Source organism: Embleya sp. NPDC127516 (genome assembly GCF_044765325.1).
Taxonomy (GTDB): Bacteria; Actinomycetota; Actinomycetes; order Streptomycetales; family Streptomycetaceae; genus Embleya.
The window spans coordinates 50,730-63,374 of the sequence record NZ_JBIWJT010000010.1 but is presented as its reverse complement, the minus strand read 5'-3'; the positions used below and the strand labels follow the sequence as shown (position 1 = coordinate 63,374).

Genomic DNA, 12,645 nt, shown 5'->3' with positions numbered 1-12,645 from the left:
CACGGCGAGGCGGTTGTGCCGCGGGCGGGATCCCGCGGCCCGACCCGCTTCACCTATCGTGGCCCCATGACCGTCCCCCACCAGCGCCCCGGACTGCTCGCGACCGGAATCCGCTGGAACGAGGGTCGACCACACCTGGTGCTGACCGACCCGGCCGACGAGCAGACGCTGCACCCGCTCGCCCCCGGGACCACCGCCGGTTGGCGACTCTCCGGTCCGCGCACGTGTGTCGGCATCCGGCGCAAGACCGGTCGCCGCGTCGTGTGTCCCACCCTCGCGCCGCTGCCGCCCACGGCCGCCCGATCGCAGTGCGACGCGTGCGCGCTCGCCGATCCGGGTCGAAAGCTCGCGCGCGACCAGGCGATGGACGACCCGCGCCCGTTCTCGCTCTACCTCGCGTGGTTCGGCCCCGGCCTGGTCAAGGTCGGCCTCACCGCCACCGAACGCCGCGCGGCCCGGCTCGCCGACCAGGGCGCGCCGATGTTCACCTGGCTCGCGCACGGCCCGCTGGTGCCGATCCGCAGCACCGAGCGCAAGTGCTCGGCCACCGGCACGGTCCGCGAACGTATACCGCACCGGGCCAAGGCGGCGGCCTGGTGGCGCACCCGCACCCCCGGTCCGCCGGCCGAACTCGCCGAGGCGCACGCGCGGTTGACCCCGCTGCTGCCGGACACCCTGACCCCGGCCGGGTGCGACATCCAGGACCTGACCAGGTTCTACGGCCTGACCGACCCGCCGCCGCCGACCCGGGACCAGGTCGCCGCGCTCAGCCAGGACGCGGTGCTGCACGGCGAGTTCACCTGCGTCGCGGGTCACGACGCGCTGGTCACCACGGACACCGGCCCACTGTTCGTGGACCTGCGCCTGCTCACCGGCTGGCGGCTCACCCCGGATCGCGGTCGCACCTCGGGCGTCACGGTCAAGCCGCTGGACACCGGGATGGCGCCGGACGGGTCGGTACAGGAAGGGCTGTTCTAGGGCCCTGCCGAAGGTCGTTCGCCAGGGCACTGCCGAACGACGTTCGCCCGGCCGCGGTCCCGGAGGCCGGGGCGGGGCAACGCCTCAGACCCGCGACACGGCGGGGCACGCGCCCGGATCGGTGTCGGCGTCGATCGGCTTGCTGCGGTCGTACGGGTCGATCGTCGCCGGGGCGTGGCTCGGACCCCGGAGGTCGTCTTCGAACTCCGGGCGCACGAAGCCGTCCAGGCGGGTGCACGAGCTGTTCGCGATGTCGGCGTCGACGTTCCCCAAGGCGACCCGGCCGCGTACGGTGGCCTGATACGGAGCCCGGTAGACCTTCGTCTCCATCATCCGGCGGACCACCGAGCGGGTGACACTCGCGCCCGAACCGCTGCCCGCCTTGGCCACCGGGTAGACGAACGAGAAGTCGGCGTGCACCGTCAGGGTGCCCTCGCGATCGGTGTCGTAGGTCATGACGCCGTTCACCTTGACCACCCGGCCGACCAGCTCGACATCCTTGGGATCGAATCTGGTCAACCACGACCGCGCGTTGTCGCCGTCCGATCGATTCGCGATCACCGCGTTCTCGATCCGCGCGGCGGCCCCGTCAGTCGGATCCAGCAGGCCGAGAAAGGTGGTCGGTCGGCCGCCCGCGAGCACCTCGCGGTCCAGATTGCCCGCGATCAGCAGCCGACGGGTCACCTCCAGCGCCTCGGTGACCTCGGCCGCCGAGTACCCCGGTACGGACTTGACCTCCGGCAGGGTCAACCCCGCCTCGTTGTCGGCGTAGTTCACCGCCGGCGAGCCCGCGAACGGGTTCGTCCTGGTCGGCCGATTCGGGTCCGCGTTCCGCCGATCCGCCGCCGTCGACGGCACGGAGGTGGCGATGCCGGTGACCGGCGGTTGCACCATCGGGTCGTCCGCGGTGGCCGTGTTGGATCCGCTGAACCAGCCGTACACCCGGTCCGGGGCGGCGGCGAAGGCCACCACGGCGAGCACCGCGGCGAGCACCAGGATCGTGCGGAGCGGGCGCCGCCCACCGCGCCGTTCGGGCCCGTCGGCCCGCCAGGGCACATGCTCCGGCGGCTCCTCCGCCCACTTGCGAGCGAGCATCCGCGCTCGCGCGGACCCCTCGACCCGGGTCGCGCCCTTGACGAAATTCTCGTCGAAGACATACCCCTCGAACGGGTCGTTCGCGGCGGCCCCACCCGACGCGTCACCCGACTGACCATCCGTCCGGTCGCGGCCGTCGCCTGCGTCCCGGTCCCCCCTGTGTTCCGACACGCGAGCAAGATATCGATGCCAACCGACACGTCCGATCAAGGGTCGCGCAAATCACGTTTCCCTTCGAAAACAACGGTCTCGCGCTACGGCATCGCCGTCGCCCACACGGTCTTCGCCGAGCGGGCCGCGCACCCGGACCGGAACCGGCGCGTGTCCGTGGGCGTGACCGCGGACGCGGCTGCGGGCGCGGGCGTGAGCGTGGCCAAGGACGCCGCCGCCGCGTCGTCCGGGTGGGGCCGGGTCCGTAGCAGTCGCCGGGTCTGGGCGACCGTGATGCGAGGTGTCACGCGCTTGCCGTTCGGTTCGGTGCGTTCATGCGATCAGGCCCGGCGGGGGTCCACCCGGCGGAAGACGTCCACCAGTGCGCGGGACACCGTGGACTCGGGATCGGCGAGGTCCAGGATCACGTCGAAGTGGTTGCGGTCGGGAATCACCACGGGCTCGGCGCCGGGCGTGATCCGCTCCCGGAAGTCGCGGGTCTGCGTGTGGAAGCCGGCCGCCTCGCCCTCGGCCGCGATCACCGTGACCGGCAGATCGGTACGCAGCGGGAGCAGCGCGGGGCTGAGCGCCTCGGCGCGCGACTCGTCCAGGTGCAGCCAACCGTTGGCCGCCGTGGCCAACAGCGGGCGCAGGTCGTACAGGCCGCTGAAGAGCACGGCGCCCTTGATCGCGTCGGCGGGCAGGTCGTACCCGGCCTGCCACCCCTCGACCAGCGTGGTCGCGGCCAGGTGCCCACCCGCCGAGCTGCCCGCCACGACCAGCCGGGCCGGGTCCAGGCCGTACTCGCCACCGTGGTGGTGGATCCAGGCGACGGCGGCGCGCACCTGGCGGACGATCTCCTCCAGCGTCGCCTCCGGGGCGAGCGTGTAGTCGACGACGACGGTCGCGATCCCTTGCGCGTCCAGCATCCGCGCCATGAACGCCGAGTCCAGGCGGGACAGTGCCCGCCAGTAGCCGCCGTGCACGAACAGCAGGACCGGTCGCGGCGCACCGCCGGCGGCGGCGCCCCACACGTCCAACACCTCGGCGCTCTCCGGGTCGTAGCGCACCCCGGCGGTGCCGATGAGTCCGTCCACCGCCAGATCCGACTCGGCCCGGTACCGCGCCATCAACCGCGCGAACCCCTCGACCCCGACCGTCCCTCGGGCGTCGTAGGCATGATCGAGATCCGGATCGATCTCCCGGACCACTTCACCGGAGGTGGACTGCTCGCTCGGGTCGTACACCACGTCTCCTTCGCCGCCGACACTCCCGTCCGACCCTAGAACGTCCCCGCTTCGGCCCGCCGCGGCCCCCTCCCACCTGCCGCCGAGCACCCGGCCGCCGCCGATGGATCAGACCTGGTAGCGGTTCGGGGCGAAGGCCCGGGGGTTGTCGCGGATCCAGGCCGAGGTGCGGCGCAGGCCCTCGGCCAGGTCGACGCGGGGCTTCCAGCCGGCGAGTTCGCGGGCCTTGGTGTTGTCCGAGAGCAGCCGTTCGACCTCGCTGCCGGTCGGGCGCAGGCGCGTGGGGTCGACCACGACCTCGGCGTCCCGGCCGGAGGCGAGGATCAGCGCCCGGGCGAGTTCACCGATCGAGACCTCGGTGCCGGTGCCCAGGTTGATCACCTCGCCCAGGGTGGCGTCGGCCAGCGCCACCGCCAGGAACCCCTCGGCGGTGTCGCTCGCGTAGGTGAAGTCCCGGGTCGGGGTGAGCGAGCCGAGCCGCACCTCGCGGCTGCCCGCGTGCAGTTGGGCCAGGATCGTCGGGATCACCGCGCGGGCCGACTGACGCGGACCGTAGGTGTTGAACGGCCGCACCACCGACACCGGCAGCTCGAACGCGTGCCGGTAGGACAGCGCCATCATGTCCGCGCCGATCTTCGACGCGGAGTACGGCGACTGCGGCTGGAGCGGGTGGGTCTCGGCGATCGGCGCGACCAGCGCGGTGCCGTACACCTCGCTCGTGGAGGTGTGCACGAGCCGGGCGCCCTGCCGCACACAGGCCGCGGCGACGTTCTGCGTGCCGACCACGTTGGTCTGCACGTACGCCTCGGGTGCCTGGTAGCTGTACGGGATGCCGATCAGCGCGGCCAGGTGGAACACCGTGTCGCAGCCCGCGACGGCGTCCAGCACGCGATGCGCGTCGCGGACGTCGCCCGCGAGCATCTCCACCCGCCCGTCGGCCAGGTGGCCGGCGAGGTGGCCGCGTTCGGCGTACGGCTTGTAGTGCACGAACGCGCGCACCCGGGCCCCGCGTTCGACCAGCAGGTCGACGAGCGTGCTGCCGATGAAGCCCTCGGCGCCGGTGACCAGCACGGTGCGGCCGGTCCAGTCGGTCGGGGCCGGGGTCGGGGTGTTCGGGTCGAGGCTGGTGGTCATGCGATCCTCCGGGATTCGTCGGTGCGGTGCGGGGCCGGCGCCGCGGGCCGGCCGATCGTGCGCAGCACCGCGGCGGCCAGTCGGTCGGCGGCGTGCGCGTGGGTTTCCGACCCGCTCGCGCGGGCCATCGCGGCCAACCGCAACGGATCGGCGAGCAGCGGTTCGAGTACGGCGGCCAGGTGCTCGCCGGTGCACGCGGCGTCCGGCACGAGCAACCCGGCGCCGGCGTCGCACAACACGCGGGCGTTGTGCGTCTGGTGGTCGTGCGGCGCGTACGGGTAGGGCACGAGCACGGCGGGCACGCCGATCGTGGCCAGTTCCGCGACGGTGGCCGAGCCCGCTCGGCAGACCACCAGGTCGGCGGCGGCGTACGCGAGGTCCATCCGGTCCAGGTAGGCGACCGCCTCGGCCACCGGGCTGCCCGCCACCGCGGCCCGGACCACCTCGAACGCGGCCGGGCCGGTCTTGATCAGCAGTCGCACGTCGGCGCGCTCGCGCCAGCGCTCGGCCAGCGCGACCGCGGCCTCGGTCAGTCGTGCGGCGCCCAGGCTGCCACCGTTGAACAGGACCAGGCGGGCACCGCGCGGCACCCCGAGCCGGGCCCGCGCCTCGGGGCGCAGCGCGGGCCGGTCCAGCCCGGCCAACTCTCCGATCAACGGCATGCCGACCGTCTCGGCGGCCAGGCCCGCGGGCAGGTGCTCGCGGGTGCGGTCGAAGGCGAGCGCGACGTTCGGGGTCAGCCGGGCCGCGAACCGGTTGGCCCGACCCGGTACCGCGTTGGACTCGTGCACCACGCTCGGCAGACCCGCGAGCCGTGCGCCGACGATCGCCGGCGCGCTGGGATAGCCGCCCATCCCCACGGCGACCTGCGCGCCCTGGGCACGCAGGATCTCCCGGCAGCGCAGCCCGGAGCGCAGCAGCGCCGCGGGCAGCAGGTAGCGGCGCAGCCCCAGCGCCGCGTCGAAGGGAATCATGTCCACGGTGTGCAGCCGGTAGCCCGCCGCCGGGATCAATCGGGTCTCCAGACCGCGATCGGTGCCCACGAACGAGATCACCGCTCTCGGATCGGCGCGCCGCAAAGCGTCCGCGAGCGCCAGCCCGGGGTAGATGTGGCCGCCGGTGCCGCCGGCCCCGATCAGCACCGAGAGCGGCCGGTCGCCGGGGCCTTCGTCGAGGTGTTCCGCATGTCCTGAGCGCATGACACCGAAGCCTCACGGCCCGGGATAAGAGAGTTCTAAGCGTCCCTTTTGAGAGCCTTGGCCCCATGGGCAACGGACCGAGGGTGCTGGTCGTGGACGACGACCCGGAAGTACGCGCCGCCGTCGAGGACGGCCTCGCGATCGAGGGGTACCACGTACGCGGCGCCGCCGACGGCCCGGCGGCACTGAGCGAGGTGGCCGGGTGGCAACCGGACGCGATCGTGCTCGACATCCTGATGCCGGTCCTGGACGGCCTCGCGGTGTGCCGCCGCCTGCGCGCCCTCGGCGACCGCACCCCGATCCTGGTGCTGACCGCGCGCGACTCGGTCAGCGACCGGGTGGACGGGCTGGACGCGGGCGCGGACGACTACCTGGTCAAGCCGTTCGCGCTGGACGAGTTGACCGCCCGCCTGCGCGCGCTGCTGCGCCGGGCCGCCCCCGAACCGGCCGAGGAGCGCGCCTACACCTACGGCGACCTGACCGTGGACCCGCTCACCCGCACCGGCAACCGGGGCGGCCGGCCGCTGGAGTTCTCCCGAACCGAGTTCGCCCTGCTCGAACTGCTGCTCCGGCACCGGGGCCAGGTGTTGCCCCGCGAGGTGATCATGGACCGGGTGTGGGGCGCGGACTTCGGTCCCGACTCCAACTCGCTCGCGGTGTACATCGGCTACCTGCGCCGCAAGCTCGACGCGGGCGGCGAACCGCGCCTGGTGCACACCGTGCACGGGGTGGGCTACCGGCTGGACCGCGACTCGGACCGCGGGTGAGGGCGCACGCGCGGTGGCGCAGGCGTCGGCCGCTGCGCACCCGTCTCACCCTCGCCTGCACCGGCGCGGTGGCCCTGGTCGCGCTCGGGGTGTGCGCGGCGGCGTACACGATCATCCGCTACGAGCTGGTCCATCAGCTCGAGCTGAACCTGACCCAGCAGGCCACGCAGGTTCGACTCCAGCACCGCGCCGACCCGCCGGGAGTGCTCCAGGGCGAATGCGCCTACCTGGCCGCCCCGCCGTGCGCCCAGATCGTGCCGGCCGATCCCGGGGCCGACCCGTCCGCGCCGTATCTGCTGCCGGTGGGGTCCGCCACGCGCGAGGTGGCGGCGCGCGAACGCCGGGCGTTCTACACCAAGGTCACCGTCGGCGGCCGGCCGGCCCGGATGCTGACCACCCAGGGTGGTCCGGGCACGGCGATCCAGGTGGCGCTGCGCTCGGACGGGGTGGACAAGGGCGTCCGGCAGGCGGGCGAGTTGATGGCGGCGGTCGCGGCGGCGGGCGTGCTGCTCGCGGCCGGGCTGGGCTACGCGGTGGCCCGCACCGGCCTGGCCCCGGTGGCCCGGCTGACCGCTACCGCGAAGCGGATCGCGGCGACCCGGGACGCGAGCCTGCGCATCGATGTGCCGTCGGGCCGACGAGAGGACGAACTCACCAGCCTGGCGGGGAGTTTCAACGCGATGCTCGGCGAGTTGGAGCAGTCGGTGACCGCGCAGCGCCGGCTGGTCGCGGACGCCTCGCACGAGCTGCGCACCCCACTGACCGCGCTCCGCACGAACGCGGAACTACTGGGCCGGGCCGACCGGCTGACGACGGATCAGCGCGAACGCGCGAGCGCCGGGCTGCAGCGCCAACTGCGCGAGGTGACCGGCCTGGTGAACGACCTGATCGAACTGGCCCGGGACGAGGAGCCGCAGCCGCTGGTCGAGCAGGTCCGGCCGAGCACGCTGGTCGGCCACTGCGTGCGGGCGGCCCGGCGCCATTGGCCGGCGGTGGCCTTCGAGTTCGTCGACCTCGCGGGCGAACGCACGGTGCCGGGCGTACCCGCCCGGCTGGCCCGACTGGTGTCGAACCTGCTCGACAACGCGGCCAAGTTCAGCCCGGCCGGCGGCCCGGTCGAGGTGGTGCTCGGCACCGACCTCGAACTCACCGTGCGCGACCACGGTCCCGGCATCGCGCCCGAGGACCTGCCGTACGTGTTCGACCGCTTCTATCGAGCCTCCGCCGCGCGAGCGCTGCCCGGTTCGGGGCTCGGCTTGGCGATGGCCCGGCAGATCGCCAGGGCACACGGCGCCACGCTCACGGCCGAGTCCTCGCCCGGCGGCGGCGCGCTGTTCCGACTGCGGTTCGCCGCCGCGCCTTCCGCCGGCGCGACCCCGCAGCCCCCGGTGCCCCCGGTGCCCCCGCCATCGACCGGCGGACCGGCGGGGCGATCGGGCTGACCGGGCCGACCGACGCGCGCGGTTCGGGCGGGCGGTCCGGGTCGGGCGGCTCGGGTCAGCCCCGGTCGGGAATCAGGTGCCGCGAACCGTCGATGCCCACGCCCTCGCGCCGCAGCGCTCGGGTGCGGTGCTCGCGCGGGCTCAGCCCCCGGACCCGCTTGAACGCCGTGCTGAGCGCGAACGCGTCGCCGTAGCCCACCTTCTCGGCGACCCCGCCGACCGTCGCCGTCGGCTCGCACAACAGGTCCGCGGCCAGCGCGAGGCGCCAGCCGGTGAGGAAGGTCATCGGCGGCTCGCCGATCAGCTCGACGAACCGGCGCGCCAACGAGGCCCTGGACACTCCCGCCTCGGCGGCCAGCGACGCGACCGTCCACGGTTGCTCGGGGTTGTTGTAGATCAGGCTCAGCACGTGCCCGATCACCGGATCGCGGTAACCGCGGTACCAGCCCGGCGCGTCCGCGCCCGAGCGGGCGAACCACGTGCGCAGCATGGAGATCAGCAACAGGTCCAACAGCCGGTCCAGGACCGCGTCCTGACCCGGCCCGTCCTTGACGATCTCGTCGGCGAGCAGCGGGATCACCGGGGAGTCCGTCTCGTCCGCTCGGATCACCGCGAGCGTGGGCAACGATTCGAGCAGCGAACGGCTGACCTCGCCGGCCATCTGATAGGTCCCGGTCAGCATGATCGTCTCGGCGTCCGCGCTGTTTCCCCACGAACGCACGCCCAGGGCCATCTCCTTGGCCAGGTCCCGCCCGTCCGGGGTCGAGCAGCGCTGGCCCGGATGGATGATGATCTGCGGCTGCGAACCCGGCTCGTCGGAGATCCGGTAGTGGTCGGGGCCGCGCACGATGGCCACGTCGCCGGCGCTCAGCCGTACCGCGTCCCCCCGGTCCAGCGCGATCCACGCGTGCCCGCGCACCATCGCCACGATGGTCAGCGGCGCCTCGTCGTGGATCCGCATGGACCACGGCGGACTCAGCATCGAACGCAGCAGGAAGGCGCCTTGCGCCCGAGGTCCGTTGAGCAGACTCGCGAGAGCGTCCATGCCGAAATCTTAGACGATCAAACATGTAATTGGGCGCTTCAGCGATGTTCACTCTCATCGCCAGGGCATTGAATAAAGCCATGACGACGAACGAGCAGCACACCGCGAACACCACCGACACCACCACGCTGGTCCTGGGCGGGACCGGCAGGACCGGCCGCCGGATCGCCGGGAAGCTCACCGCGCTCGGCCGCTCGGTCCGGCTCGGCTCCCGCTCGGCGCCCATCCCCTTCGACTGGGAGGACCGCACCACCTGGGCCCCGGCCCTGCGCGACATCGACAGCGTGTACGTCTCCTTCCAGCCCGACATCGCCGCCCCGGGCGGCGCGGACACGGTCGGCGCGTTCGCCGAGCTCGCGGTCGAGAGCGGCGTCCGGCACCTGGTCCTGCTGTCCGGTCGGGGCGAGCCCGAGGCGCAGGACGCCGAGGCCCGGGTGCGCGCCTCCGGCGCCCACTGGACCGTCGTGCGAGCGAGTTTCTTCGCGCAGAACTTCGACGAGGGCGAGTTCTTCGGCCCGATCATGAGCGGTGACGTGGCGCTGCCGGTCGGCGACGTGGGCGAGCCGTTCATCGACGTGGACGACATCGCCGACGTCGCGGTGGCCGCGCTCACCGAGGACGGGCACACCGGCCAGGTGTACGAGGTGACCGGCCCCAGGCTGCTGACCTTCGCCGACGCGGTCGCCGAGATCGCCCGCGCGTCCGGCCGGGAAATCACGTTCACGCAGGTCCCGTTGGAGGCATACTCGGCGGTCCTGGTCGAGCACCAGGTACCGGCGGAGGTCATCGACCTGCTGTCCTTCCTGTTCGGCGAGGTTCTCGACGGGCGCAACGCACACGTCTCCGACGGTGTGCGGCGGGCGCTCGGCCGGGCACCCCGCGACTTCTCCGACTACGCACGTGACGCCGCCGCCCGCGGTGTCTGGAAGGTGTGACCATGAGCGGCCCCCTGTTCATCCTGACGCTCGTCGCGGCCCTGGGCTGCGCGAGCATGGGCGGAGTCTTCTTCGGCTTCTCCTCCTTCGTCATGGCGGGCCTCGGCCGGCTCCCGGCGGCTCAGGGGGCCGCGGCCATGCGATCGATCAACGTCACGGCCGTGACCGCCCCCTTCATGGCCGGCCTGTTCGGCACCGCACTGCTGTGCGTGGGCCTGGGCATCGCGGCGATCGTCTCGTGGGGCGAGGCGTACGCGGTTTATCTGCTCGTCGGCGCCGCGCTCTACCTGGTCGGCGCGATCGTGCTCACCGCCGGGTACCACGTGCCCCGCAACAACGCGCTCGCCGCCGTCGAGCCGAACTCCGCGGCGGAGGAGCGGCTGTGGGCCGGCTACCTCGCCGACTGGACGCGGGCGAACCACCTGCGCGCACTCTCCGGCATCGCGGCGGCCGCCTTCCTCGTCATCGCCCTCACCCGCTGACCCCGGCTCCGAAAACACCGAACACCACAGCACCACAGCACCACAGCACCACAGCACCACAGCACCACAGCACCGGCGACACGATCACCAACCAGTCGACAACGGGGACCCCGGCATGATTCGGCAGCTCACTCCACCCGAAACCACTCCCGCGACCCGCACCGCCGCCATCCTCCTCGGCGCAACCCTGGTCACCACGGGCCTGGTCGCCGGTGTCTACTTCTGCTTCGCCGTCGCGATCATGCCGGGCCTGGGCCGGGTCGACGCCCGCACCTTCGTCGACGTCCTCCAGCAGGTCAACAAGCGGATCGAGAACCCGGTCTTCTTCGCCTGCTTCTTCGGCGCCCCGATCCTCGGCGTGATCACGATCGTCCGAGCCCGCAAGCTCGGCCTCACCGCGGCGAACCGCTGGATCATCGCCGGCGTCGTCCTCGCCTTCGTCGGCATGCTGATCACCATCGGCGGCAACATCCCGCTGAACAACAAGATCAAGGACGCCGGCGACCCGGCCCGGATCGCCGATCCCGAAAAGCTCCGCGACGACGTCGAGAACGCCTGGATCGCCTGGAACATAGCCCGCACCCTCGCCGCCACCGCCGCCCTGGCCGCCCTCACCCGAGCCGTCCACCTCCTCGCCCGGACCACCCGCACCCCCTGACCGACCGACAGCCCCTCCCCCGGAACACCGAAGTCCCGCCCCCGGCGAGCAGTTGCTCGCGGAGGCGGGACTTCGGCCGTTTCCGTCGCCGGGCGGTCAGCCCTTCACGCAGACCACCTGGCGCAGCTCGGCGACCACCTCGACCAGGTCCTGCTGCTGACGCATGACCTGCTCGATCTTCTTGTACGCACCGGGGATCTCGTCCACGACGCCCGAGTCCTTGCGGCACTCGACGCCCTCGGTCTGCTTGGCCAAGTCCTCGACCGTGAACCGCTTCTTGGCGGCGTTCCGACTCATCTTGCGGCCGGCTCCGTGCGACGCGGAGTTGTACGCGGCCTCGTTGCCCAGGCCCCGGACGATGTAGGACCGCGTCCCCATCGAGCCCGGGATGATGCCCAGGTCGCCGGCGCCGGCCCGGATCGCGCCCTTGCGGGTCACGAGCAGGTCCACACCGTCGTAGGTCTCCTCCGAGACGTAGTTGTGGTGGCAGCTGATCGGCTCCTCGAAGCCCACCCGGGCCTTACGGAACTCGCGCCGGATCACTTCCTGGAACAGCGCCATCATGATCGCCCGGTTCTTCGCCGCGTACTCCTGCGCCCAGTACAGGTCGGAGCGGTACGCCGCCATCTGCGGGGTGTCGCTGACGAACACCGCGAGGTCGCGGTCGACGATGCCCTGGTTGTGCGGCAGCGACCGAGCCACCGACATGTGGTGGTCCGCCAGCTCCTTGCCGATGTTGCGCGAGCCCGAGTGCAGCATGAGCCATACCGAATCGGACATATCTACACAAAGTTCCACAAAATGATTGCCGCCCCCGAGCGAGCCCATCTGCCGCGCCGCCCGGTCCCGGCGGAACTTCACCGCGTCCGCGACGTCGTCGAAGCGCGCCCAGAAGTCGGCCCAGCCCGCCGAGCCGAGCCCGTACAGCGTGCTCGGGTCGACCGCCTCGCCGTGCATGCCCATCCCGACCGGGATCGCCTGCTCGATCTTCGAGCGCACCCGGGACAGGTCGTCGGGCAGGTCGGCCGCGGTGAGCGAGGTCTTCACCGCGCTCATCCCACAGCCGATGTCCACGCCCACCGCCGCCGGGCAGACGGCGTCGCGCATGGCGATCACCGAGCCGACCGTGGCGCCGCGGCCGTAGTGCACGTCGGGCATCACGGCGAGGCCGTGCAGCCACGGGAGCGTGGTGATGTTGCGGAGCTGCTGCATGGCCTGGCCCTCGACCGCGGCCGGGTCGGTCCACATGCGAATCGGTACCCGGGCACCCGGGACCTCGGTGTACGACATATCTGGATCATTCTCCTGAATGGGTATGGCTGAACATGAGCGCGGCGGCTCGAAGTCTTGGTGGGCTGCCCCGGCGCACTCCGGGGAGTGAGTCCGGGTGCGGCACGGGGCAGCCGGTGGCGGGCGCCGCAGGGTTGGCGACTGCGGGACCCGCGGAGCGGGAGCGAAGCAGGGGTTACACGCGGCGGGCCGAGGCGCCTTGGACGGGGCATCGGCCGTTGTC

Annotated in this window: 13 protein-coding genes; 6 read left to right on the top strand and 7 right to left on the bottom strand. The window is 72.6% G+C overall.

Annotated elements, in window-relative coordinates:
* Positions 1–66 precede the first annotated feature (66 nt).
* Positions 67–978, top strand: coding sequence for a DUF2797 domain-containing protein (locus ACIRL2_RS20480; RefSeq protein WP_395873347.1), 912 nt, complete (start codon positions 67–69; stop codon positions 976–978).
* A gap of 84 nt (positions 979–1,062) precedes the next feature.
* Here the strand turns inward: ACIRL2_RS20480 and ACIRL2_RS20475 are convergent, their stop codons facing one another.
* From ACIRL2_RS20475 to ACIRL2_RS20455, 5 genes are all read right to left on the bottom strand, one after another.
* On the bottom strand, positions 1,063–2,244 hold the full coding sequence (locus tag ACIRL2_RS20475; RefSeq protein WP_402233838.1) for a hypothetical protein: 1,182 nt from the start codon (positions 2,242–2,244) through the stop codon (positions 1,063–1,065).
* A gap of 83 nt (positions 2,245–2,327) precedes the next feature.
* On the bottom strand, positions 2,328–2,531 hold the full coding sequence (locus tag ACIRL2_RS20470) for a hypothetical protein (protein WP_402233837.1): 204 nt from the start codon (positions 2,529–2,531) through the stop codon (positions 2,328–2,330).
* Positions 2,532–2,564: 33 nt separating this feature from the next.
* The gene (locus tag ACIRL2_RS20465) at positions 2,565–3,470 is read right to left on the bottom strand and encodes an alpha/beta hydrolase (RefSeq protein WP_395873349.1); all 906 of its coding nucleotides are present in this window, start codon (positions 3,468–3,470) and stop codon (positions 2,565–2,567) included.
* A gap of 108 nt (positions 3,471–3,578) precedes the next feature.
* Positions 3,579–4,604 carry an SDR family NAD(P)-dependent oxidoreductase gene (locus tag ACIRL2_RS20460; protein ID WP_402233835.1) on the bottom strand — a complete coding sequence of 342 codons (1,026 nt, stop codon included), beginning with the start codon at positions 4,602–4,604 and terminating at the stop codon, positions 3,579–3,581.
* Positions 4,601–5,803, bottom strand: coding sequence for a UDP-N-acetylglucosamine--N-acetylmuramyl-(pentapeptide) pyrophosphoryl-undecaprenol N-acetylglucosamine transferase (locus ACIRL2_RS20455; protein ID WP_402233833.1), 1,203 nt, complete (start codon positions 5,801–5,803; stop codon positions 4,601–4,603). The genes ACIRL2_RS20460 and ACIRL2_RS20455 overlap by 4 nt, the downstream gene beginning before the upstream one ends.
* A 65-nt stretch (positions 5,804–5,868) precedes the next feature.
* On the opposite strand from ACIRL2_RS20455, the gene ACIRL2_RS20450 reads away from it, so the two are divergent.
* Positions 5,869–6,570 (top strand): response regulator transcription factor, encoded by a 702-nt coding sequence (locus ACIRL2_RS20450; protein ID WP_402233831.1) that lies wholly within the window; start codon positions 5,869–5,871, stop codon positions 6,568–6,570.
* On the top strand, positions 6,567–8,012 hold the full coding sequence (locus ACIRL2_RS20445; protein WP_402233830.1) for an ATP-binding protein: 1,446 nt from the start codon (positions 6,567–6,569) through the stop codon (positions 8,010–8,012). The genes ACIRL2_RS20450 and ACIRL2_RS20445 overlap by 4 nt, the downstream gene beginning before the upstream one ends.
* A gap of 55 nt (positions 8,013–8,067) precedes the next feature.
* Here the strand turns inward: ACIRL2_RS20445 and ACIRL2_RS20440 are convergent, their stop codons facing one another.
* The gene (locus ACIRL2_RS20440; RefSeq protein WP_395873354.1) at positions 8,068–9,057 is read right to left on the bottom strand and encodes an AraC family transcriptional regulator; all 990 of its coding nucleotides are present in this window, start codon (positions 9,055–9,057) and stop codon (positions 8,068–8,070) included.
* An 80-nt stretch (positions 9,058–9,137) separates the two neighbouring features.
* Here ACIRL2_RS20440 and ACIRL2_RS20435 point away from each other — a divergent pair, with 80 nt between their 5' ends.
* The 3 genes from ACIRL2_RS20435 (at position 9,138) to ACIRL2_RS20425 (ending at position 11,132) form a co-directional block, all read left to right on the top strand.
* On the top strand, positions 9,138–9,992 hold the full coding sequence (locus tag ACIRL2_RS20435) for an NmrA family transcriptional regulator (RefSeq protein WP_395873355.1): 855 nt from the start codon (positions 9,138–9,140) through the stop codon (positions 9,990–9,992).
* A gap of 2 nt (positions 9,993–9,994) precedes the next feature.
* Positions 9,995–10,474, top strand: coding sequence for a DUF1772 domain-containing protein (locus ACIRL2_RS20430; protein WP_395873356.1), 480 nt, complete (start codon positions 9,995–9,997; stop codon positions 10,472–10,474).
* Between the two features lie 115 nt (positions 10,475–10,589).
* On the top strand, positions 10,590–11,132 hold the full coding sequence (locus ACIRL2_RS20425; protein WP_402233827.1) for a DUF1772 domain-containing protein: 543 nt from the start codon (positions 10,590–10,592) through the stop codon (positions 11,130–11,132).
* A 96-nt stretch (positions 11,133–11,228) separates the two neighbouring features.
* On the opposite strand, the gene ACIRL2_RS20420 is transcribed toward ACIRL2_RS20425, so the two are convergent.
* Positions 11,229–12,422, bottom strand: coding sequence for an RtcB family protein (locus ACIRL2_RS20420; protein WP_402233825.1), 1,194 nt, complete (start codon positions 12,420–12,422; stop codon positions 11,229–11,231).
* Between the last annotated feature and the right edge of the window lie 223 nt (positions 12,423–12,645).

Coding starts and splice junctions, on each gene's coding strand:
- ACIRL2_RS20480 (WP_395873347.1), top strand. CDS start 67: ATGACCGTCCCCCACCAGCGCCCCGGACTGCTCGCGACCGGAATCCGC.
- ACIRL2_RS20460 (WP_402233835.1), bottom strand. CDS start 4,604: ATGACCACCAGCCTCGACCCGAACACCCCGACCCCGGCCCCGACCGAC.
- ACIRL2_RS20455 (WP_402233833.1), bottom strand. CDS start 5,803: ATGCGCTCAGGACATGCGGAACACCTCGACGAAGGCCCCGGCGACCGG.
- ACIRL2_RS20450 (WP_402233831.1), top strand. CDS start 5,869: ATGGGCAACGGACCGAGGGTGCTGGTCGTGGACGACGACCCGGAAGTA.
- ACIRL2_RS20440 (WP_395873354.1), bottom strand. CDS start 9,057: ATGGACGCTCTCGCGAGTCTGCTCAACGGACCTCGGGCGCAAGGCGCC.
- ACIRL2_RS20435 (WP_395873355.1), top strand. CDS start 9,138: ATGACGACGAACGAGCAGCACACCGCGAACACCACCGACACCACCACG.
- ACIRL2_RS20430 (WP_395873356.1), top strand. CDS start 9,995: ATGAGCGGCCCCCTGTTCATCCTGACGCTCGTCGCGGCCCTGGGCTGC.
- ACIRL2_RS20425 (WP_402233827.1), top strand. CDS start 10,590: ATGATTCGGCAGCTCACTCCACCCGAAACCACTCCCGCGACCCGCACC.
- ACIRL2_RS20420 (WP_402233825.1), bottom strand. CDS start 12,422: ATGTCGTACACCGAGGTCCCGGGTGCCCGGGTACCGATTCGCATGTGG.